A 24718-nucleotide genomic window follows, 5' to 3' on the forward strand; every position below is an offset into this window, starting at 1 on the left:
CCGGTGCGGCCGCTTCAATCTAAATAGTGAACACCAATTTCTTTTCTTTATTTTTATTCAACTTCACTTCGCGCACATCAGAGCCGCAGCGCACTTTTATATTACAGTCGGTCACGGCGTTGAGCGTAACCTCGGCGTGTGAAGCGGCACGGTTCCACGAAAGCTTCCGCACAGTAACTCCACAGCGTGTAAGCACCCCGCTTATCGACCCTTTGTCGAGCCCTTCGGCAAGTGCCGGCAGCAGGTCGATGGTTTCTTCATCGGACCCTACCAGCATCTCTATTATTATGCCGGGCAGTGCATGACACACATCAGTGCAGAACACCCCGAAGTCAGGATAGTGCGACGTGGCAAGTCCCGTATAATAGAAGTCACTGCCGGCAAGCCTGACGAGCTTGTCGCCCAACGACCCGGCATCATGCAGTCCGGCGGCTATCAGCGCACCGTGCAGCAATCCATGACCGGCATTTTCGTAAGGATGCCGGTCACGCATCTTCAAGGCATTGCGAGCCGCTTCGTAATACTCGGGGGCAGTGAATTCAGACACTTCCCTATAAGGCCACACCATCATCAGATGACTCGAATGACGGTGATTGTAACTGTCGTCCAGACCGGGCCAGCCCCATTCTTTTATGGCCCCGTCACCGTTTATGCGGTAAGGAGGCAATGACGCAAGCATGTCGCGCCAATGTTCTCGACATGAAGCATCTTCGCCAAGTATATCGCTTGCCTTGATCAATGAGGACATTATAAACCTTGCACCGGCCACATCAAAAGCGGAGTTGTTAAGCAACGACACTTTCAGATTGGAGGGTTGGTTTTCAGGCGATATGGAACCTGCGAATACGAAGTATCCGTCCTCGTCGCGGTATTTCAGATAATCTTCATAAAAATCACCCATCTCTTTAAGCACAGGATAAAGACGCGTACGTAAAAACTCCTTATCGCGGGTCACAAGATAATGTTCCCAGAAAGGATAAAGCAGCCATGCCTCCTCGCCCGTAGCATAGTGATATGGATAAAATGTATTGATTGAAGCCATAAGCCCCGATGACAGTCCGGGGGTGTTGCCACACGCAAGGAGCCCGCGGCAACCAAGCAGTTTACGCGCGTTTGTGCGGAAATCATCATACCATGCCTCATTCAGATTGAAGTATCCCTCCATGACTTCGGGCATGGCACCCACATTACCTCCGCTTACCTGAAGGTTAAGATTGGCGTCAAGATGATAGTATCCTCCCCACCCTACATTGCAGTCACCGGTCCATATACCGAGCAGGTCGGGCGGCGTAAGCCCGTTGCCAGAGGCAAGAAAGTGATAGCGTCCGGCGGTAAAAAGACGTTCGACAAGAGCCGGCACAATAGTCGCACTGCGTTTTTGAAGGCCCAGCAATTCTTCATTAGACATGGCCCGCTCACGCGGCGACGCTCCGAGATCGAGAGTGACGCGTGTCATTATGTCGCTGTGCAAAGGAGCATGACGTGACATAAGCGTGCAATAATCGGGAGCAACGGACTCAAGTCTTGACTTAATACTGCCGGAAAAATATGACGGCCGGTCGTTGTACTTCTCGGTCATGGCTACAACAAGCAACGATGACGCCCCTTTGACATCAATCGTATCGCCTCTCATATCGACCACACCGTCAGAAGCATAAACCTTGATGCCGCCGCAATAACCCGAATTATCAGCCGGAGCCGGATAATTGATATCGATACCGGTATAGCCCGACGCGGTATTATGACTTACCCCCATGCCTGCGGGGAAATGCATGTCTTCAAGAAGCGCCAGATCAAGCGAGCAGTCAAGCACACCGTGCCGCGGAGCCACAATCTCCATCACCGCCACATCATCAACACGCGATACAAACGCGCGACGCATCCAATCGCCCTGTGCATCGGTCCATTGTACTTTTATTTCTCCCGTATTGTAATCGGTACTTCTGCTATAACCGGTTATATCGCCTGTGGCCGGCATGTCAATCTCAAGAGCAAAACCCGGATGACGGCCGCCCTCACCGCCGTCGCTCCACTGCGCCGAACGCACGGCGAGGTAATTGGCTTCCTGAAAACGCCCTTCGGCACAATAACGTTTTATAAGCATTATCGTATCTTGCGGGACGTCGGCAAATTCTCGCGGCTTTATACCGGGAAAATTAAACTGACGCCCTGTAAACACCACCGTTTCATGCTGCGGGTCGCCGAATACCATTATTCCCGTGGTGCCGTTTCCGGCAAGAAGTGCATCCTGCCATTTACCGTACTCTCTGGGATATGTAACTGAATAACCTTGGGCATACGCACCGGCCGATACAGCCAGCACGGCCGCAATGACATAAAGAAACTTTCTCATAATCCGGCTCATTTAACGTTCAACAATGTAGTGCGAGGCATATTATATCCCTCGGCGGAAACAGCCACATCCTTGCGTGGCGAATACTCAACAGTGACGACACGACGTTCGCCGGGAAGCAGATTGAAGTATCCGTCAGAAATGTAAGCCGGTAAAATACGCTCGCCTGTGGCGCCATCACGCAGATTCAGTTTGACAGCTACGGCGGTAACCTTACCTGTGTTTCTGATCTCAACTGCAAATGCGCCATTCTTATAATCGGTCATGCGTGCGTTTATTTCGGGTACTTCAAGTGAGTTGAACTCCTTGAAATCGCCATTTCCGCCGGGGAGCCAGTAGTCGTTGACAGAAAGTATGCGGCCTTTGCGGTCACGCAGTGTCAAACGCTCAAGACGCACATTATCGGCCGCTTCAGTACTCTCTACATAAAAACACTCCGTAAGCCTGTCGGCCGACAGATCGGCTTTTGCCTCACGGCGTGAAAGACAACGCCCCGACATGTCATACAATTCATATACCGCGCGCGCACCCTTTATATCTTTAAGCGTGGTATTGACCGCCACGACCTTGTTGTCGTCAAGATTTTTCTGTATATGAACAGGCTCGCATGCTTTGCGGCAACCGTAGAAGGAGCCAAACGGTTCATAATCCCATGAATATATCTGCCACACCATACTTGGCCATGCCGGATGGCTCATCCACAGGAGCATTCCGCTCGTGGACTGCCACATATTGCTGTTCCAAGCCTCAAACATGGCTCGGAAACTGTCATAATTGAGCATCTGAGCCTTACGGCTGAAATCGGCAAGATTGTCGGCTTCACCGAACTTTTCGCGCAAGTCATCCATAAATTCACCCTGTCCTCCGTGCAGGTCATGATAATACCATGTGTCACTTATAGGCCAAGCATCGCTGACATCCATCATGGCGAGAACGGACTCTTCGGTAGGTATCGACGTGGAACCCTGCTCGGTGTTGAAGCCGTGGGCCCGCTCAGTGAAGTATCGGGCCGGTTCCTTGAAATAATTCCACGGACCGCTGGGCCGCAGATTACAGTGAGTGGAATTAGGACTGTAAAGACGTGTACCGTCATCGGAAGCAATCATTGATGCAAGTTTTCGCTCTATGTATTCGGGAGCAAACCCCTCGTTACGAGGATTCCATACGGCTATCGACGGGTGATTTCGGAAGCGACGCACCACATCGCCGGCATTTTTGAGAAACAGATCATCGTCGTTCACTTCAAGATTATAACCGGCGGTACTGAGCCAGAAGTCATTGAATACCAACATGCCGTATTCGTCGCACAGCTGATAAAACACTTCTTCCGTACTCTCGCCGGTCCAATTACGTATCATATTGAAATTAGCATCTTTATGCAAGCGGAAGTATGGCTCAAGACGCTCCCTCGACACCCGCTTCATAGCGTCATCCATGCCCCAGTTGCCGCCACGGCAGAATATACGCTGGCCGTTGACCTTTATGACCAGATAATGACGCATCAGGCTGTCAGGCGCCGGCATCAGCACATCACATCCCGGATCTTTCACAACGCGGGGCATGCACATGCCCTCTTCCACGTACTTTCTGTTTATGTTATCAAACACCGGCTTTCCGTCGGTAACCGCTGACGGACGATATTCCACCCTCTTTACTGATTCATCAGGATAACAGACTTCCATTTCATAAGACATCTCCCTGATGCCGAAACGTACACGCTCCGAATCACTGACACGGTTCTTTTCCTCTACCGACAAGTCAAGATCATAAAGCTTCTGAGCTCCGTAGCCGTTAGGCCACCACAATTCGGGATTATCAAGTTTGAGTTCAGAATAATCGGCCGGAGAAAATTCCACCGTACGCTTTTCGAGTGGGGCGAGCATGACACGACGTTCCATACGCTTGCCGTCAAACGACATTTTTACATTGGCCTCATTTGCTTCGGGCAATATATTTTCCACATCTACCCTGACGGTTATCTCAGCCTTTGTGGTATCATGAAGATTAAGGCGTGTCATCACCTGACTGTCACCTATTTTGACTCCGCCCGTAAACCGTAGTCTTACATCCTGCCATATGCCTATATTACGGTCACGTATACCGGGCACCCAGTCCCAGCCTTCCGATGATATGAATGTAGGTCCGTCCAGACATAGCTGGCCTCCGTTCATGCCGTTGCCGGCACTTGGCGACTGTTCATGAGGTATACCGGGATTAGGAGGCGGCAGTATATGCACTGCAAGCACATTGTCGTTCTTGCGTAAAATGTCGGTTACATTAAATTGGCCACGCATGAAAGCACCCTTTATATCACCCACACGTGTACCGTTAAGCCATATGTCGGCAGCATAGTTGATACCGTTTAAAATCAGCCAAGCCTGACGTCCTGCCGACGTATCGGGAGCATCGAATTGCAGACGATACCACCAGTCCTTGCGGCACAGTGTGTCGGGAATAGCAAGATTATTAAGTCCGAAGTAAGGATCAGGATATACATTCATGTCCACAAGTGTGGTCAACACCGTGCCGGGCACTGTGGCATTGTACCATCCTTCAAGATTGTACTCATGGCTGAAAACTGATTGTCGGGCGCCAAGCACACAGTCATTATCGGCGAGCATCCAGCCGCCGGAAAGAACAAACTCGGAACTCCCTGAAGGCGTAAGCACCGCTTCAGGCGCTTTGACAGACACGGGCACCGGCATGACTGTTTCGGCTTTGCTGCGCGGCAATGTGGACGAATCCTGATGATGGGTAAGACCGCGGTTGGCAATGCTCTGCGCCGACATGCCCACCGATGAAAACAAAAAGATAAATTTTAATACTTGCAGTGATGTCATATTCATGGTTTAAGTCTTTAACACTGCAAAAATAGCCCTGCTATATTAACAATTCATGTAATATTGTATTAACATGACATTTTAATACCAAACCTATTGTACCAATTAGTCCTCCAATTAGACCTATCATTTAAATCAGGCATAAAAAAAAATTACCCGTCGTCACGACGAATAATCTTCTTAACCTTAAATCTAATACCATGAAAAACACAATGCAAAGGTAGCGCATTTTATGTTATAAAACATAATTTTTTAATAGATATTATTATATTTAACATATTTTTACGCAATAAGCCACCATGCACAAGCAATATATGACAGCATCAGCAATGATAAAATAATAATACTCAATTCTTTACGCGCCACATATGTCTTATAGGCACAATATACGCTTAAAAGAGCATATATCGGAAACAAATATATCAATACCAAGTACTCGTCCTTGCCTTCGGGATAATCCGATACTACAAACGGCCAAGAAAAAAGCGGCAAAAGCATCACAATCATAATTACAGTCATCCACATGGGAGGACGCCGGTTGTCATTGCTGCCCATAATACTTCAATTTTTATTGTCAACTGATTTTTTATACTCGGCCACGGTTATCTTTATACCCTCTTCAAGTGAAAATCGCGGGTTGAAACCGAAATTGGCCTTTGCTTCCGATATGTCGGCGCTCCAATTGCGCTGTTTCATTATCTTGTACTTGTCGGAGTTGAGTGTCGAAGGCTTCAGTTTGGCCACCCCATACTTTTCGGCGACAAAAGAAGCTATTTTGGTGACCCACAGGGGTAGCCGTACCGGAATGACAAATTTCTTGCCAAGGGCGCGGGCCACGATGGAGCGAAACTCCTTTTGCGTATAAGCCCTGTCCTCACTTATTATATATTTTTTATGCACCGTGCCCTTTTCAAGCGCTTCAAACACGGCATCGACAAGATCATCCACATAAATAAATGTAAGCAACTGCTTGCGGAAGCCAACTCCGAAGTCCCAATGGCGGTCTATGCACTTTATCATCATAAGATAGTCCTGCTCATGCGGACCGTATACGCCCGTAGGCCTGAAGATAATCCAAGGAAATCCTGATGTCATCTCAAGAAGCGTCTCGGCCTTTATCTTTGACACTCCGTAGCGGGTGTTGGGATCAGGTATCATAGAGGCTGTATAAGGAGTATACCCCTTTTCGTCGCCGGGTCCGAGAGCACTCAGGCTGCTCATGTATAGAAAACGTTCAGGAACTTTGTCACAAGACTTCAGAGCCTCTACGGTATTCTTAAGATAGCCGTAGTTTATGCGGTTAAAGTCAGAATAATTGGTGACTTTCGTTGCCCCGAGATTATACACTATCCAATCCCACTTGTCGCCATGCGGCAATGCCGAGTCAAAAGCTTCGGCAAGCGCTTGCGGCGAGTCATAGTCAAGTATCAGAAACTTAATACGTGCATCGTCAAGATATCTGCGCGATGTGCTCTCCCTGACACCGACCCATGTCTCGTAACCGAGATCGAGGCTTTTACGGGCCATAAAACCGCCTATAAATCCGCCGGCACCTATGATAAGTACGCGTTTCATAGCTCCGTGTCAGTTTTTCTTGACCGGGTCACAGGTAAGTCCTACCCCGAGTTTTTTGAATATCTTGTGATCCACCTCACCAAGCATAACAGTAGAATGCACCTGACATCCGGCAAGCTCCGGAAGTTTTTCAAGCGCATGGCGGCAGTTGTCGTCATGAGTGCTCAACACCGACAGAGCCACAAGCACCTCATCGGTATGCAGACGCGGATTGCGGCTGCGCAGATAATTTATCTTGGTATGCTGAATAGGCTCTATCATGTATTGCGGTATAAGCTTGACGGCGTGATCTATACCCGCCAGATGCTTTATGGCGTTAAGAATAAGCGCGGCACTCGGACCGAGCAGAGCGCTCGTCTCGGCGGTAATAATAGTACCGTCGGATAGTTCTATAGCCGAACACGGCACCCCTGAGCGTTCGGCACGTTCTTTTGCCGCAACCGTAGTCTTGCGGTAGGCAGTAGTAATCTTGGACTGCTTCAGCAACAGGGCTATCTTGTTGACCTCGCTGTCATTGCCGTCGCCGAGAGCCAAACGGTTGAGAGCCGTATAGTAACGGCGTATTATCTCGTTCTTTGAAGCCTCGCGGCATACTTCGTCATCATCTATGCAGAAGCCCACCATATTGACACCCATGTCAGTCGGCGACTTGTAGGGATTCTCACCGTAGATACCCTCGAAAAGAGAGTTAAGCACCGGAAAGATCTCTATATCGCGGTTATAGTTTATGGCAGTCTTTCCGTAGGCCTCAAGATGAAACGGATCTATCATGTTGACGTCGTTCAGGTCGGCGGTAGCGGCTTCATAAGCTATGTTTACCGGATGCTTGAGCGGAAGGCTCCACACGGGGAAAGTCTCGAACTTGGCATATCCCGCTTCTATACCGCGTTTGTGCTCGTTGTACAGCTGGCTCAGGCATACGGCCATCTTGCCGCTTCCCGGACCGGGAGCGGTCACTATGACAAGCGGACGCGTGGTCTCAACATAATCGTTGCGGCCAAATCCATCCTCCGAGGCTATAAGATCTACATTGGTCGGATAACCGTCTATTGTATAATGATAATAGGTAGTTATGTCCATACGCTCGAGCCGACGGCGGAAAGCGTCGGCACTGCTCTGCCCGTTATAATGGGTAATGACTACCGAACTCACGAGAAAACCGCGGTTCTGAAATTCCGTACGCAGACGCAGCACGTCCATATCATAAGTTATGCCGAGATCACTGCGCACCTTGTTTTTTTCGATGTCAAGCGCGCTGATCACTATCACGATCTCTGCATGGTCACACAGTTGAGACAGCATGCGCAATTTACTGTCGGGCTGAAAACCCGGCAAAACCCTGCTCGCGTGATGGTCGTCAAATAACTTTCCTCCAAGCTCAAGATAAAGCTTATTGCCAAATTTGGCAATTCGTTCCCTGATGTGTCGGGATTGTATTTCGAGATATTTCTCGTTGTCAAAGCCGTATTTCATAACGGATTACAAAGTTACAAGTTTTTGGCTTTAATCCAACCCTGTCCGGTATATTTTTTCTTAGATTATTCTAAAGAGTGACTCCTGACTTAAAAATGGCAATATCCTTTGCGCCATTGAGTTCGTGACGCAATGCGGCACCGTTTGCCACAGCCGTTATTTTGTCTATAAGCCTCGCCAAAGCGGAGTCCCATGACTCTCCGTTGACTACTTCTCCGGCATTGAAGTCAATCCAGTTGGCTTTATGTTCTGATAAAGGAGTGTTGGTCGATATCTTAAGTGTAGGCACAAAAGTACCGAAAGGCGTACCCCGTCCTGTCGTGAACAGCACCATATGGCATCCTGAAAGAGCCAACGCCGTCGACGCCACAAGATCGTTACCCGGAGCTTGTATGACATTAAGTCCGGGTTTTGTCACTGCATGTGCATATGAAAGCACATCCACTACAGGTGAAGAGCCTCCTTTCTGCACGCATCCCAGTGATTTTTCCTCCAGAGTGGTAATTCCGCCAGTCTTATTTCCGGGAGAAGGATTTTCATATATAGGCTGCCCGTAAGAGCGAAAATAATCCTTGAAGCCGTTTATAAGATTTACCATGCGGTCAAACACAACGCAGTCTACGGCTCTATCCATAAGTATGGTTTCGGCCCCAAACATTTCCGGAACTTCGGTCAGCACAGTAGTACCTCCCCACTCCACAAGCCTGTCTGAAAAACGGCCTACAAGAGGATTGGCCGTTATACCCGACAATCCGTCGCTGCCGCCGCATTTCAATCCTACTTTAAGCATACTGACAGGAAGCGGTTGCCGCCTGTCACCGTTCATTACGCATGCAAGTTCCTTACATATTTCAAAACCTGCCGACACTTCATCCTCAACATCCTGAGCGTTAAGAAACCGTATGCGCGATGTATCAAAATCGCCCATTTCACCGCGTAATGCCGATATGCCGTTGTTCTCGCACCCCAGACCGAGCACGAGCACTCCGCCGGCATTAGGATGCTTTGCCAATGCCGCAAGGGCCTTGCGTGTGTTGACATGATCCTCGCCAAGCTGTGAACAACCGTAATTATGTGTAAATGCACGTACATCATCTATGTTGACCAGCTCACACTCTTTTCTGACACGTTCGGCTATGGCACATGCAGCTCCGTTGACACACCCAACAGTCGGTACAATCCATAATTCGTTGCGTATACCCATATTGCCGCTCGTACGCAGATAACCGTTTATAACGGGTATATCGCCGTCAACCTTCCATGACCTGTGTGATGTACCCGCATGATACCCATACTTTACATCAGGGCCGAGCGAAGTGACAAGATTATGACTGTGAACCCATTGACCGACAGCTATCGAAACCGTGGCATGACCTATAGGATAACCGTATTTGATTACTTCTTCACCTTTGCCTATAGGCTTCAATGCAAATTTATGACCTTGCGGAATATCTTCCGACAAGGTTATTCCATCAAATGTATCGCCTTTGCCTATATCATCCGAAAGAGCTACCGCCACATTGTCGGAATCATGTATTTTCAATATTCTTTTCATTACAACGGGTATTCAAAAACAGCGTCAACGATCTATCCATACCGTCGGTCATTATTGACCGGAGGTATTCCCCGGCTCTCTGTGAGAAACCCGGAACAGCCTCTTCAAAATTATCTGTAAATATACCGCTTCCTGTTATCTTTCTTACAATATCAATATAGTCACCGCCATCAGCCCATATACCTTGTATGACGTCAATATTAGCGGCATCATCCTCCGCTATAAAGCCGGAGTAAGGTGAATATAAAGCCATAAGTGCGGCAAAAGTAAAAATCTCGAAATCGGCTATAAGACCTTTCTTATTGTAAAAGTCGCGGACAGTAGGAAAATTGCGTGTCTCCCACTTTGACAGCGAGTTAAGCGCTATAGATTTTAGCATGTGGCGCATGAACGGATTATGGAAACGTTCAAGAATATCTCTTGAAAAACTCCTTAGCTCCGATATGTCACCATCCATAACAGAAAGTACCTCGCGTTCTGTCATGTCATTTATGAACCGATTTATATCGGGAGTTTCAAATGCGTCAAGTACAGTGTCACAGCCTGAAAGCAAAGCTATGGGCGCCATACCCGTATGAGAACCGTTAAGAATACGCACTTTCTTTTCACGGAAAGATTTTATGTCGGGCATGAAAAGCACATTGAGTCCGGCTTTGTCAAGAGGCAGTTCTTTCTGCACTTCGGCATACTTCTCACATCCTATGGCCCATATGTGAAACAGTTCTCCCTTAACCACCAGCCTGTCATCAAATCCGAGCTCATCTCTCACCTCATCTATAGTGTCATGGGGAAAACCCGATACAATACGGTCCACAAGAGTATTGCAAAATATACACGAGTCTTTTATCCATTCTGAAAACTCAGGTTCAAGGTGTGTTGCTGCGGCATGTCGAAGTACATACTCACGCAGTGCCGACCCGTTGTTTTCTATTAGCTCACAGCACAAAAATATGAGGCCTTTGGTTTTATCGCCGTTAAAGTGCCTGAACCGACGATACAGAAGAGAAGTTATTTTACCGGGAAAGGTAACGGGTGTTTCAGAAAGAATGTCATCATCCTCATAACGGATGCCGGCTTCAGTGGTATTGGAAACCACAAACCGCAGTTCAGGCGACAGAATATAGCGTTCATAACGTTTAAAATCAACAGCCGGAGAAAATGCGTCGGTCACACATTTTACAAGACGTTTTTCCGATTTGGGCCGACCTTTTTCTATTCCTTCAAGCCATACATGATAAATGCAATCCTGTGACTGCATATTTTTTATGGTAGAGTTTTCCTTAAATCTGGGAGACACAACTGCTACGGAAGTATCGGTAAGCCCTTTTTCGTTGGCGATATCGAACATCCAGTCGACAAACCCGCGAATAAAATTGCCTTCGCCAAACTGCAGTACCCTTACGGGGCGTACGGATTTCTTTATATATGACATATCAATATGACAGTGTATCGTTTACGTACACAAATTTATTCATAAACCCGGAGAAAATAAAATCTATTATCAGCAAGAACATATAAATTTTATAAACCTATCGGCATTATCAATTGTTGAAATATATTACATAATAATTATTACCAAACCAAACAAAAATTACGTAATTATGGAATTTCTAACCAATGACAAATTTACAATTGTAGGTGCGGCCGGTATGATAGGCTCCAATATGGCCCAGACCGCACTAATGATGCACCTAACTCCCAACATATGTCTGTATGACCCATATGCCCCCGCTCTTGAAGGAGTGGCGGAGGAGATGTTTCATTGCGGTTTTGAAGGAGTGAATATCACTTATACTTCCGACATCAAAGAAGCCCTCACCGGTGCTAAATATATAGTGTCGTCAGGCGGTGCGGCGCGTAAGGCAGGCATGACCCGTGAGGATCTTCTAAAAGGTAATGCAGAGATAGCGGAGCAATTCGGCAAGGATGTACGCAAATACTGTCCTGATGTAAAACACATCGTAGTGGTTTTCAATCCGGCCGACATCACCGGACTTATCACCCTTATATATTCGGGAGTAAAACCGTCATGTGTAACTACACTTGCAGCGCTTGACAGCACACGCCTGCAGAGCGAACTCGCTAAATATTTCAAAATTCCCGCTTCGGAAATAAACAATTCACGTACTTACGGCGGCCATGGCGAACAGATGGCAGTCTTTGAATCGACAACTACCGTAAAGGGCAAACCTCTCAAAGAACTTATAGATGAAGGCATACTGCCGGCAGCCGACTGGGAAGCATTGAAAACAAGAGTCATCCAAGGCGGTAAAAATATCATAGAACTCCGCGGACGTTCATCATTCCAAAGCCCCGCCTATCTGTCGATAGAAATGATAGCCGCAGCTATGGGAGGCAAGCCGTTCCGCTGGCCGGCCGGCACATATGTAAACGACGATAAATTCAAACATATAATGATGGCTATGGAGACCTCCATAACAAAAGACGGTGTCACATACAAAGAAGTCAGCGGTACTCCCGAGGAGAACAAAGAACTTGAAAAGAGTTACGAACACCTGTGCAAACTTCGTGATGAGGTTATAGATATGGGTGTACTGCCGCGCATCGAAGAATGGCATAAGCTCAATCAGTATATCGACAATCCTACCATATAGAGTTTATTAAAGTACAATCAAAGCATCCGTTATACATTTGCATTATCAAATGTATAACGGATGTTCATTTATATAGACCTATCATTCACCATGATAAATCAGTTTTTAATAAATGTCAAAATACTATGTCAATAAAGTTGTAGATAACCCTTGATAAGTTTTAAGCAATTTTTGACAACTTGATTTGCATTTCATATGAAAATAAACAATACAATGCATCTATGACATAATCAAAATAAGTTTTACAATAAATGTGACCCTCTTATAAACCATGAAATCTACACTTATAAACCTTCCCAACCTAAGTTTTTTATCTACACACAGCGTTATCAACAGTATGTAAATAAACAGTTCAAGTATTTAATTATAAGTCATTTGACATGTAGATAACAGTATGATAACCTTAATTCTTCGAGTAATAACTTATTATACAACAAAACACCTATAATTTTATCTTTACTATCAACATCAATAACTACTACCCTAAAAGAAAATCTTTAAAAGAAAATTTTCATAAAAATAAAAAGTGATGTTGATGACAACAGCCGGGCGCTGCTACTTATATATAAGTAAGAAAAAATGTCGTATCTTTGCAATCAGGAGATTAATAAAATATTCAATAATGGAATCAAGTACTGAAAAAGGCTATGTGTCCATGGCGGTGTCAGATGAATCTGATATTAAAAATATCAGAGAGGAAATACTCCGGCTTAAGGAAGAAAAGAATGCGGTAATACTCGCCCACTACTATCAGAAGGGCGAAATTCAGGATATAGCCGACTATATAGGCGACAGCCTTGCTTTGGCCCAGATAGCTTCAAAACTCACTCAGCCTGTTATAGTATTGTGTGGAGTCAACTTTATGGGTGAAACGGCGAAGATACTTTGTCCGGATAAGACTGTACTGATTCCCGACATGGATGCCGGATGTTCGTTGGCCGACAGTTGCGATGCCGAAGAGTTCAAGAAGTTCATTGACGATAATCCGGATCATACAGTAATCAGCTATGTCAATACATCGGCCGGAGTAAAGGCTCTTACCGACGTGCTTGTCACATCATCAAACGCACGGCAGATAGTAGAGAGTTTTCCGGAGGACACACCTATTATATTCGGTCCCGACCGTAATCTCGGCAACTATATAAATTCGGTGACCGGTCGCAATATGAAGCTGTGGAACGGAGCCTGTCATGTACATGAACAATTCTCGATAGAAAAGATAGCCGGGCTGAAGCGTCAGTATCCGTCGGCAAAGGTGCTCGCACATCCCGAGTGCAAGAAGCAGCTGCTTATCCTCGCTGACAAGATAGGATCCACTGCCGCTCTTTTAAATTATGCCGTGAACAGTGATGCCAATGAGTTCATAGTGGCCACGGAGAGCGGTATAATACACGAGATGCAGAAGCGTTGTCCTGACAAGACCTTCATTCCCGCTCCTCCCAATGACTCCACCTGTGCGTGCAACGACTGCTCGTACATGAAGCTCAACACTATGCAGAAGCTGTATGACTGTCTTAAAAACGAGAGCCCGAAAGTGGAGGTCGACTCTGAAATAGCGGAGAAGGCACGCCGTCCTATCGAGCGTATGCTTGAGATAAGCGAAAAATTAGGAATATAAATAAAACTACCGTATAAAAATGGAATACAATCACAGAGACATAGAGAGCCGCTGGCAGAAATATTGGAAAGAAAACAATGTGTATAAAGCCGAAATAGATAAGTCGAGACCCAAATTTTATGTTCTTGACATGTTTCCTTATCCATCGGGTGCGGGACTTCATGTAGGCCATCCGCTCGGATATATAGCAAGCGATATCTTTTCGCGCTATAAACGTCTGCAGGGCTTTAATGTATTGCATCCTATGGGTTACGATGCCTACGGACTTCCCGCCGAGCAGTATGCCATACAGACCGGTCAGCATCCTGAGGTAACCACCCGTCAGAACATAGACCGTTACCGCAGTCAGCTTGACAAGATAGGTTTCTGCTATGACTGGGACCGCGAGATCAAGACTTGTGATCCGGAGTATTATAAATGGACACAGTGGGCTTTCATGCAGATGTTCAACAGCTACTATGACAGGAATGCCGACAAGGCTATGCCTATAGCTGATCTTGTGGTCGAGTTTGAGAAAAACGGTACAAAAGAAGTGAATGCCGCCTGTGGAAAAGAGCTTCAGTTTACAGCAGACGAGTGGAAGGCTTACTCCGATAAGGAGAAAAACGATGTGTTGATGAATTACCGTATAGCCTACCTCGGCAATACGATGGTGAACTGGTGTCCGAAGCTCGGCACCGTGCTTGCCAATGACGAGGTGAGCGAGGGATTGTCGATAAGAGGCGGCTATCCGGTAGAGCAGAAACTCATGTATCAGTGGTGTCTTCGTGTGTCGGCTTATGCGCAGCGGTTGCTCGACGGTCTTGACAGCATAGACTGGACCGACTCTCTTAAAGAGACCCAACGCAACTGGATAGGACGCTCCGAAGGTGCCGAGATGCGCTTCCGGATTGCTGACAGCGACGTGGAACTTGAGATATTCACTACACGTGCCGATACTGTATTCGGTGTCACTTTCATGGTACTTGCTCCCGAAAGCGCATATGTGAACATGATTACAACTCCTGACCGAAAGGAAGCAGTGGAGGCTTATATAAACGAAGTCAAGCACAAGACCGAGCGCGAGCGTATGATCGAGAAGAATGTATCGGGTGTGTTTACCGGAGCTTATGCCATAAATCCTCTTACGGGTAAGAATATACCGGTATGGGTTAGCGACTATGTTCTTGCCGGATACGGCACGGGAGCCATCATGGCCGTACCTGCCCATGACAGCCGCGACTATGCCTTTGCCAAGCATTTCGACCTGCCTGTCATTCCGCTTATCGAGGGTTGCGACGTAAGTGAAGAGAGTTTTGATGCCAAGTCGGGTAAAATGATAAACTCCGCCGGCGAGGAACTCAATCTTAACGGCATGGAGGTAAAGGACGCCATAGCCGCTACAAAACGCTTTATAGAACAGAAAGGCATAGGCAAGGTGAAGGTCAATTACCGTTTGCGCGATGCCATATTCAGCCGTCAGCGTTACTGGGGCGAGCCGTTCCCTGTATATTACAAGGACGGCATACCTCATCTGCTTGACGAGAGCAAGCTGCCGCTGCTTCTGCCTGAAGTGGATAAATTTCTGCCTACCGAGACCGGAGAGCCTCCGCTGGGACGTGCCAAAGAGTGGCATACCGAGGACGGATATCAGCTTGAACTCAATACTATGCCCGGTTTCGCAGGTTCATCAGCCTATTATTTGCGATATATGGACCCCCGCAATGACAAGGCGCTCGTGTCGGAAGAAGCCAACGGTTACTGGCAGGATGTGGATCTTTACATAGGCGGTACGGAGCATGCTACAGGACATCTTATATACAGCCGTTTCTGGAATAAGTTTCTTTATGACCTCGGTAAGGTGGTTAAGGACGAACCTTTCAAGAAACTCATAAATCAGGGTATGATACAGGGTCGCTCAAACTTTGTATACCGTATTAAGGACACCAATACTTTTGTGTCGTCGGGTCTGAAAAAGGATTATGACGTGACTCCCATACATGTTGATGTCAATATAGTGAGCAATGACATACTTGATATGGACAAATTCCGCGCATGGCGTCCGGAATTCAATGATGCTGAGTTCATACTCGAGGACGGCAGATATGTATGCGGCTATGCGGTGGAGAAAATGTCCAAGTCCATGTTCAACGTAGTCAATCCCGACGACATAGTGGAGCGTTACGGAGCCGATACGCTGCGTCTGTACGAGATGTTCCTCGGTCCGCTGGAGCAGAGCAAGCCTTGGGATACTAACGGCATAGACGGTGTTAATCGTTTCCTGAAGCGTCTGTGGGCTCTTTTCTATAAAGGCGATACAATGCTTGTAAACGATGACAAACCTTCGAAAGAGGCTCTTAAAGCGCTTCACAAGCTCATAAAAAAGGTGACTTGGGATATAGAGAACTTCTCTTACAATACCTCTATAGCCGCATTCATGATATGTGTCAACGATCTTACCTCGATGAAATGTCACAGCAAGGAGGTACTTGAACAACTGCTTGTAGTACTTGCTCCATTTGCTCCGCATATCACGGAGGAACTATGGCACGCCATAGGCAATTCAGGCAGCATATGCGATGCCGAATGGCCTGAATGCAATGAAGACTATCTTAAGGAGGATACGGTAACTATGGCGGTGTCGTTCAACGGTAAGGCGCGTTTCAATATTGAAGTGGCTGCCGATACTCCTCGCGAAGAGGTAGAGAAGATAGCTCTCGAACACGAAGGTGCGGCCAAGTGGCTTGAAGGGAAGTCGGTTAAGAAGATTATCGTAGTTCCCGGAAAGATAGTAAACATAGTCATAGGATAACATCGCTAAACAATAATTACAAAATATATCGCTCATGACGAGAAAAATAGTGTTTGCCACCAATAACGCTCATAAACTTGAAGAGATAAGAGCCATACTCGGTAAAGATTTTCAGGTACTCGGACTGGGCGATATAGGCTGTAAAGAGGATATACCCGAAACCGCCGATACGCTTGAGGGAAATGCCGAGATAAAGGCAAGATATGTAAAAGAGCATTACGGCTATGACTGTTTTGCCGATGACACCGGTCTTGAAGTCGAAGCGCTTGACGGCGCTCCCGGTGTGTATTCGGCGCGTTATGCCGGTCCGGGACATGATTCTGCGGCAAATGTGGCTCTTCTTATGAAGAACCTTCAGAAAGAGAGCAATCGAGCCGCGCGTTTCCGCACCGTCATAGCACTTGTGGAGGGCGATAAGGCAACTCTTGTCGACGGTATAGTAAAAGGCCGTATTATAGACGAATTGCGCGGTGACAACGGTTTCGGCTATGACCCCGTGTTCGTTCCGGATGGTTACGACAAGACGTTTGCCGAGATGGACTCAAAAGAGAAAAACTCAATAAGCCACAGAGCGCGTGCCACCGCCAAACTTAAGAATATACTCGTCAGTTGACAGTCGTGGCATTGGGTAAAAGGTCCGTCGTATCGGCTATTGGATTTTTTGTACTGTCATTGTGTATCATGATGACAGGTACAATGCCGTTATACGGTGATGTGCCGGTAGGGGAGTGGCGTTACTACAACAATTACGGTCCTGACACTTATAAGGTGATCGACTGTAAAGACAAGGTATATTATGTTTGTGACCGTAATCTGTACGGTTATGATAAAAAAAGCGGTGAGACTTACGGTTATAACCTTGTAAACGGCCTTAATGATGTGGTCGTCGACAATATATTTTACAATAATGCGTCAGGACTGCTTGTCGTGCTATATGACAACGGCAATATAGATGTTATCACGGATGCCGGTGACATAGTCAATGTAGGTGATATAAAAGATGCCTCGAATATAGGTGACCGTTCGCTTAATGACGTGGCTTTTTCTGGCAGTGACTGCTATGTGGCGGGTAATTTCGGCATAGTGAGGATAGACCTTAAGAATTTTCTTGTCAAAGAGTCGGCTGTGTTTAACCGGCCGGTTTCTGCCGTTACCGTTGCCGATGGAAAGCTTGTAGTGTCTATTGACGGGTGCCTTATGTATAAACCCTTCGATGTGCGTCTTTCCGATATTGACAGGTATGTTGTCTTGGATCAGTCCGGTGCCGTGTCGATGGAGGCTGTGTCTGACAGGCTTATGATTGCCACCGACGGTAAGGATTCATATTCGGTGGAATTGGATTTTGCAGAGGGCAGAGCGGTCAAGAAGAGAATAGCCGGGGCATCGGACTATGTAATGATATGTGACGGCAAGGCTCTTCTGGCAAACCGCGACGAATATGGTATTGTAGACGCATCAGGCACGGTAAAGACATATAAGATACCTGAAAACGTTAGAAAACAGGGCAATACACGTTGTCATTCGATAACATCCGACGGAAGCATGTGGTATATAAACACATGCGGTCTCGGACACTTTACGGCTGAGGGTGTTGTAGACGTTTTGCCTGCAAGACCTCAGGCTACATTTCTTGACACCGGCGCTTGGTATATTGCCGCCGATCCGTTAAATGACAAAATTTATGTGTCAAACCGCAGTTCGCGTAATGACCTCCGTTTTTATAACGAAAACGGCCCTATGACGCTGACAGAGATCGAAGCCGGATTTACACGCGATGTAACACCTGCTTCCGATGAGGTGACCTTGCGTAACCATAATTCAGGCGGTAGACTGAAAACCGGCTTTAATATAGCGGTTGACCGCAAAGAGGAGGGAGTCATTTATATAGGCACATGGTATGAAGGCATATTCAGATTCAAGGACGGCAGGCAGACCGACAAATATGACTGGACCAATATGCCCGCGGAGCTCGATTATATATTGGCTTTTCCGGCCGTTGCCATAGACTTGCAGAACAATCTTTGGTGTTACGGATACAATGCCAAGGGCGATATTACAATTGCCGTATTGCCTGACTCGCGGCGTACTCCGGGAAGTGTCGCCGCCACCGACTGGATAGTGCTCGACATAGACGGCTTCGGCTCATTCGATGCCAGAAATACCATAATACTTCCGTGTATGTCGCCTCAGAATAAAGATATAGTACTGATATCAGACGGTTACCGCGACCGTAATCTGGTTACTTATCATACTGGCGCTAATGTGGAGAGTACTTCCGATGACCGGTACAACGTGAGAAATATGTTTTATGACCAAGACGGTAAACCGTTTGGCCCGGTATGTATTTTCGCTATGGCGGAAGACAAGTCGGGAGCCGTATGGGTAGGCACAGACAATGGTGTGTTTGTTATAAAACATCCTGCCGATATGCTTGACGTCAGTTGCCCTATAGAGCGTGTGAAAGTGCCGAGAAACGACGGTACGTCATATGCCGACTATCTGCTCGGCAATATGAGCGTGACGGCCGTGTCGGTCGACGGAAGCAATCGCAAATGGTTAGGTACAAACACCTCTGGTGTATATGTGGTAAGCGCCGACGGCAAGGAGATACTTTACAACTTCAATACCGATAACGGATTTCTTCCTTCTGATGAGGTGCTGTCGCTTCTCTGTGACCCTCGCGGCAACTCCGTTTATATAGGCACACGTGCCGGAGTGGTGGAGTATGGCTGCGATGCTCTTCCCGCCGCCGAAGATTACTCGGAAATATCCGCTTACCCCAATCCGGTACGTACCGGCTATAGCGGTGACGTAGTTATAAAAGGACTTAAAGAAGGCTCTCTCGTCAAGATAGCCGATGCGGCCGGAAATGTGTTTTATCAGACCCGTTCGCAAGGTGGAATGGCTCGCTGGAATGTAACCTCGGCATCGGGCAGACGTGTGGCTACGGGAGTGTATTATGTACTTGTGTCCTCGGCCGGAAGCGGTCATGAGAGCGTGGTGACAAAAATACTGGTTGTGAATTAAAAAAGTAAAAAATATGTATTTATTTCCGTCCAAATAGCTATATTTGGCGTTAATAAACTGACCCTATAATAGTACGTCGATTATGAAACTGAAATATATTGATGAAAACGATAAATGTTATGGCATAACAGGTATGGCCATAAGTATGGTGGTATGGGATGCCGAAAATGTGCTTGCGGCCGTATCTCTTGATGCTCCCGCCGATGAAACGGTCGAGTTTACTCCCGATTTCTATTACAACGGCAATCCGGGACTGTCAGCCAAAGTATCGTGGAATCATATATTGCAGCATTATCAGGTGACTATGGGCATGCTTTTGGGCAATATACTCTGTCGCAGTTATGTGCTGCATCACAACGATGTCACCGCCGACATGCGCAAGGAGCTTCTTGAGCTTTTCGATAACGAAGGACGCGAGACATGTTCTCTTGAAAGCGACGAGATAGAGCGCCTGTTCAATAAGAGTTACAATTATCTTTACAGAGTGTTCAATCACACGGGTGTTCAGGAGCTGGCCCATGATTTTGCCCGTGAACTGAAAAAACAGCGTAGGCTTACACGCGGCGAGGTTATCGAGCAGCTTCGGTCACTCAATATGCTTTAGAGCTGTCCTTGCTCCACCATGACGCATACACGTTCTATTATGGCGTCATCTTTGTTTTTATCGGGGCTATAGGAACTTTTCAGGTTTACGCCGAAGAAGCGTCCGAATGTCTGCCAGAAACCGGCGCGAAATGTGCCTAAAAAGGCTTTCAGTATAGAATAACTGTTTTGGTTGGTCTCACGGTTTATCAGTTTTACGAGCATTTTGCCCTGCGACTTGGTAAACTTTTTCAGTTCGGGTTTATATTGGGCAAATATTTCTTTCTCCATCTGTGACAGATACTCCTCACGCTCTTTCTGAGTCGGGAAAGTCTCTATGTACTCATATGTCTCAAGCAGTGTTTCGGCTATGAGTTTGGCATAGGGTAGGGTGCGTTTGACATCACGTACCGTACGCCAGTAAAACTGTTCTTGCTTCTTGTTTTTGAATTTAAGCTGCGGAAATACTGTTATATTGTTGAGCACGACCATCATCAGGGTGTCGCCATGTTCGTCGACAAAATGATAACGGCCTTTGGCCTCTTTCTGCTTCGGATCGGGAGGTACCGGCACACCGTTGGCGTCGGTTTTTTGAGCACCGGCTCCAAGCATTCCAGCTATCATTATAAGCAGAAAGAAGTATATTCTCATATGTTATATAACGCTGTGTGTTCCCTGAATCGTATATTGTGAATGTTAATGACTTACATGAGGATAATCGACGGTGTAGTGCAGTCCTCGCGACTCTTTGCGTTCCATAGCCTGACGCATTATGAGGTATCCTACGTTGATTATGTTGCGCAGTTCGCATATCTCGCGGCTTGCTTTGGAGCGCTTAAACAGACGTTCGGTCTCCTCGTAGAGTATGTCGAGCCGGTTCCAAGCACGTTTTAGTCGCAGATCACTCCTTACTATGCCTACGTAGGTTGACATTATCTGTCCTACTTCCTTTATGCTTTGTGTTATAAGCACCATCTCCTCGGGGTGTCGTGTTCCTTCGTCGTTCCATTCGGGCACGTCATGACGGTATGTATAGTGATCCTTGACCTCCATTGCGTGTTTTGCGGCTGCATCGGCATAGACTACTGCTTCTATCAATGAGTTAGATGCCAGTCTGTTGCCTCCGTGGAGTCCGGTGCACGAACACTCGCCCACTGCGTACAGACGCTTGATTGATGACTCTCCGTTTGCGTCCACTTTTATGCCTCCGCACAGATAGTGGGCTGCCGGTGCTACGGGTATGTAGTCTTTCGTTATGTCGATGCCGAGCGAAAGGCACTTCTGATATATGTTGGGGAAGTGCTTTTTTGTCTCTTCCGGATCTTTGTGGGTCACGTCGAGATATACATGGTCGTCGCCGTACAGCTTCATTTCCGAGTCTATGGCGCGGGCCACTATGTCGCGCGGAGCAAGCGACAGACGTGGGTCGTACTTTTGCATGAACTCCTCGCCGCGCAGATTGCGCAGTACCGCTCCGTATCCTCTCATGGCTTCGGTTATCAGGAATGACGGCCGGTCGCCGGGATGATACAGCGCTGTGGGGTGAAACTGGATGAACTCCATGTCTTTTACCGTACCTTTGGCTCTGTATACCATAGCTATGCCGTCGCCTGTCGCTACAAGCGGGTTGGTGGTAGTGGTGTATACCGCGCCTACACCTCCTGTGGCCATAAGAGTGACTTTGGCGAGAAATGTGTCGACTTTTCCTGTCTTGGGGTCGAGTACGTAGGCGCCGTAGCATGTGGTGTCGGGAGTGCGGCGTGTCACTATCTTGCCCAGATGATGCTGTGTTATTATCTCGATAGCGAAGTGTCCTTCATATATGTCGATGTTCTTGTCGGCTTTCACGGCCTTTATGAGGCTCTCCTGTATTTCGGCACCGGTATTGTCTTTATGATGCAGAATACGAAATTCGGAGTGGCCCCCTTCGCGATGCAGATCAAAGTCGCCGTTTTCGTTTTTGTCGAAGTTTACACCCCAGTCAATAAGAGCTTTTATCTGCTCCGGCGCGCCTTTGACCACCTTTTCCACAGCCTCTCTGTCGCTAAGGAAGTCGCCCGCTATCATGGTGTCTTCGATATGCTTGTCAAAATTGTCTACTTCGAGATTGGTCACGGAAGCCACGCCACCTTGCGCGAAGTAAGTGTTGGCGTCTTCAAGGTCGGTCTTGCATATGAGCGCCACTCTGCCTGTGCGGGCTACTTTGAGGGCAAAGCTCATGCCGGCTATACCCGATCCTACAACGAGATAATCATATTCGTAAGTCATAGCTCAATGATTAATTATCAAGCGCAAAGGTAATAAATTTTGAGTAATTAGCATCAAGTGTGTTTTAATAGTACATTATTTTGGCATTATGGCATGATTTTTGTCTAAGTATAGGTAAAGGCTGTTTTTTCAATAGCGATAAAATAAGTATCTTTGTACACTGAAACATAAAAAGATAAAGAGATGTCGATTGATAATATCATAGCGCAAGCGGTGGCCCGGGCCGTCAACGCGCTTTACGGAGTTGAGACTGACCCGTCGTCAATAGTGCCCCAGACTACCAAGAAAGAGTTTGAAGGCAATCTTACGGTAGTGGTATTTCCGTGGGTGAAAGCCGCACGCAAAGCCCCTGAAGCCGTTGGCAAGGAGATAGGTGACTGGCTTGTGGACAACGAGCCGGCAGTAAACCGCTACAACGTCATAAAGGGCTTCCTCAACATAGTCATTGAGCCTACTTACTTCATGTCGATGCTGCGCCACATAAGCGAGACTCCCGACTATGGCACAGTGCCCGTGACTCCCGAAAGTCCGCTGGTCATGGTGGAATACTCGTCGCCCAACACTAACAAGCCGCTCCATCTCGGACACATGCGCAACAATCTGCTCGGCTACAGCCTGTCGCAGATACTCAAGGCATGCGGCAACCGTGTCGTAAAGACCAATATAGTCAACGACCGCGGCATACACATATGCAAGTCTATGCTTGCTTGGCGCAAGTGGGGCGAGGGAGCTACTCCCGAGTCGACCGGCAAAAAGGGCGACCATCTCATAGGTGACTTTTATGTACTCTTTGACAAGCACTATAAAGCCGAGATAAAAAAGCTGATGGATGAAGGCATGTCGCAGGAAGAGGCTGAAAAGGCGTCGCCGCTCATGCTTGAGGCCCGCGAGATGCTGCGCAGCTGGGAGAACAAAGACCCTGAGGTGCGCGGATTGTGGGAAATGATGAATAATTGGGTCTATGCAGGCTTCGATGCTACCTACAAGCGTCTCGGCGTGGACTTCGACAAGATATACTACGAGAGCGATACCTATCTCGAGGGCAAGGAGAAAGTGCTCGAAGGACTTGACAAGGGCATCATGTACAGGAAGGATGACGGCTCGGTATGGGCCGACCTTACCGATGCCGGTCTTGACCACAAGTTGCTTCTGCGCAGCGACGGCACTTCTGTATATATGACACAGGATATCGGTACCGCCAAACTCCGTTATCAGGATTTTCCCATCGACAAGATGATTTATGTCGTAGGCAATGAGCAGAACTATCACTTTCAAGTACTGTCACTGCTTCTTGACCGTCTCGGCTTCAAGTGGGGTAAGGATCTCGTGCACTTCTCCTACGGCATGGTCGAACTTCCTGAAGGCAAGATGAAGAGCCGAGAGGGTACGGTAGTTGATGCCGACGACCTTATGGACGAGATGATCGAGGGTGCCCGCGAGGTATCGGCAGAGCGCGGCAAGGGCGACTTCACTACCGAAGAGGCCGCGGAGATAGCACGTATAGTTGGTCTCGGAGCTCTGAAATACTTCCTGCTTAAGGTCGACCCGCGCAAAAACATGACTTTCAATCCCAAGGAGTCGATAGACTTCAACGGTAACACGGGACCCTTCATCCAATACACCTACGCCCGTATACGTTCGGTTCTCCGCAAGGCCGCCGATGCCGGTTACAAGCCTGAAGGATACGACACCGTTGTGCCCAACGACAAGGAGATATCGCTCATACAGCATCTTGCCGATTATCCGTCGGTGGTAGCCGAAGCCGGACGCAGCTATTCGCCTGCGCTCATAGCCAATTACGTCTATGACCTTGTAAAGGAGTACAACCAGTTCTACCACGACTATTCCATACTTAACGAGACCGACGACGCTGTGAGGTCGATGCGTCTTGCTCTGAGCGCCGAGGTGGCCGAGGTTGTGAAGAGCGGTATGGGACTGCTTGGCATAGAGGTGCCCGAGCGCATGTAATAAATAAAATTAACATTTATAACGATATATTTGACCTATATAAAACGTTATCT

Annotated in this window: 16 protein-coding genes; 7 read left to right on the forward strand and 9 right to left on the reverse strand. The window is 47.4% G+C overall.

The window, feature by feature from the left end; all coding sequences use genetic code 11:
- Nucleotides 1-19: 19 nt before the first annotated feature.
- From FW767_RS01100 to FW767_RS01130, 7 genes are all read right to left on the reverse strand, one after another.
- Nucleotides 20-2353: a glycosyl hydrolase family 95 catalytic domain-containing protein gene (locus tag FW767_RS01100; RefSeq protein WP_235897919.1), complete on the reverse strand. Its 2334-nt coding sequence runs from the start codon at nucleotides 2351-2353 to the stop codon at nucleotides 20-22.
- A gap of 8 nt (nucleotides 2354-2361) precedes the next feature.
- Nucleotides 2362-5193, reverse strand: coding sequence for a glycoside hydrolase family 2 protein (locus FW767_RS01105; protein ID WP_235897921.1), 2832 nt, complete (start codon nucleotides 5191-5193; stop codon nucleotides 2362-2364).
- A 282-nt stretch (nucleotides 5194-5475) separates the two neighbouring features.
- On the reverse strand, nucleotides 5476-5748 hold the full coding sequence (locus FW767_RS01110) for a hypothetical protein (RefSeq protein ID WP_121697955.1): 273 nt from the start codon (nucleotides 5746-5748) through the stop codon (nucleotides 5476-5478).
- 6 nt (nucleotides 5749-5754) lie between these two features.
- The gene (locus FW767_RS01115) at nucleotides 5755-6768 is read right to left on the reverse strand and encodes an NAD-dependent epimerase/dehydratase family protein (protein ID WP_121697954.1); all 1014 of its coding nucleotides are present in this window, start codon (nucleotides 6766-6768) and stop codon (nucleotides 5755-5757) included.
- Between the two features lie 9 nt (nucleotides 6769-6777).
- Nucleotides 6778-8241, reverse strand: a complete 1464-nt coding sequence (locus tag FW767_RS01120) for a DUF1846 domain-containing protein (RefSeq protein ID WP_121697953.1) — start codon at nucleotides 8239-8241, stop codon at nucleotides 6778-6780.
- A gap of 70 nt (nucleotides 8242-8311) precedes the next feature.
- The gene (locus FW767_RS01125) at nucleotides 8312-9796 is read right to left on the reverse strand and encodes a UxaA family hydrolase (protein WP_121697952.1); all 1485 of its coding nucleotides are present in this window, start codon (nucleotides 9794-9796) and stop codon (nucleotides 8312-8314) included.
- Nucleotides 9771-11228: a tagaturonate reductase gene (locus tag FW767_RS01130; protein WP_235897923.1), complete on the reverse strand. Its 1458-nt coding sequence runs from the start codon at nucleotides 11226-11228 to the stop codon at nucleotides 9771-9773. The genes FW767_RS01125 and FW767_RS01130 overlap by 26 nt, the downstream gene beginning before the upstream one ends.
- Before the next feature lie 169 nt (nucleotides 11229-11397).
- Here FW767_RS01130 and FW767_RS01135 point away from each other — a divergent pair, with 169 nt between their 5' ends.
- The 6 genes from FW767_RS01135 to FW767_RS01160 all read left to right on the forward strand — a co-directional run bounded on the left by FW767_RS01135 (nucleotide 11398) and on the right by FW767_RS01160 (nucleotide 20451).
- On the forward strand, nucleotides 11398-12411 hold the full coding sequence (locus tag FW767_RS01135; protein ID WP_121697950.1) for a malate dehydrogenase: 1014 nt from the start codon (nucleotides 11398-11400) through the stop codon (nucleotides 12409-12411).
- A gap of 655 nt (nucleotides 12412-13066) precedes the next feature.
- Entirely contained in the window at nucleotides 13067-14029 is a 963-nt protein-coding gene (gene nadA / locus FW767_RS01140; RefSeq protein WP_121698075.1) for a quinolinate synthase NadA, read from the forward strand.
- A gap of 19 nt (nucleotides 14030-14048) precedes the next feature.
- Nucleotides 14049-16820, forward strand: coding sequence for a leucine--tRNA ligase (leuS, locus tag FW767_RS01145; protein WP_121697949.1), 2772 nt, complete (start codon nucleotides 14049-14051; stop codon nucleotides 16818-16820).
- A 34-nt stretch (nucleotides 16821-16854) separates the two neighbouring features.
- Complete coding sequence (locus FW767_RS01150; RefSeq protein ID WP_121697948.1) at nucleotides 16855-17433, forward strand: non-canonical purine NTP diphosphatase; 579 nt, start codon at nucleotides 16855-16857, stop codon at nucleotides 17431-17433.
- A 68-nt stretch (nucleotides 17434-17501) separates the two neighbouring features.
- Nucleotides 17502-19847: a type IX secretion system anionic LPS delivery protein PorZ gene (gene porZ, locus FW767_RS01155; RefSeq protein ID WP_121697947.1), complete on the forward strand. Its 2346-nt coding sequence runs from the start codon at nucleotides 17502-17504 to the stop codon at nucleotides 19845-19847.
- An 82-nt stretch (nucleotides 19848-19929) separates the two neighbouring features.
- Nucleotides 19930-20451 (forward strand): hypothetical protein, encoded by a 522-nt coding sequence (locus FW767_RS01160; RefSeq protein WP_121697946.1) that lies wholly within the window; start codon nucleotides 19930-19932, stop codon nucleotides 20449-20451.
- Here the strand turns inward: FW767_RS01160 and FW767_RS01165 are convergent.
- Both FW767_RS01165 and nadB read right to left on the reverse strand, forming a co-directional pair.
- A complete protein-coding gene (locus tag FW767_RS01165) occupies nucleotides 20448-21080 on the reverse strand; it encodes a DUF4294 domain-containing protein (RefSeq protein ID WP_121697945.1) in 633 nt (210 codons plus the stop codon). The genes FW767_RS01160 and FW767_RS01165 overlap by 4 nt on opposite strands.
- A 45-nt stretch (nucleotides 21081-21125) precedes the next feature.
- A complete protein-coding gene (nadB, locus tag FW767_RS01170) occupies nucleotides 21126-22697 on the reverse strand; it encodes an L-aspartate oxidase (protein ID WP_121697944.1) in 1572 nt (523 codons plus the stop codon).
- A 183-nt stretch (nucleotides 22698-22880) separates the two neighbouring features.
- On the opposite strand from nadB, the gene argS reads away from it, so the two are divergent.
- Entirely contained in the window at nucleotides 22881-24665 is a 1785-nt protein-coding gene (gene argS, locus FW767_RS01175) for an arginine--tRNA ligase (RefSeq protein WP_121697943.1), read from the forward strand.
- Nucleotides 24666-24718 lie beyond the last annotated feature (53 nt).

It is taken from the genome of Heminiphilus faecis, from assembly GCF_008728965.1.
Classification (GTDB): domain Bacteria; phylum Bacteroidota; class Bacteroidia; order Bacteroidales; family Muribaculaceae; genus Muribaculum; species Muribaculum faecis.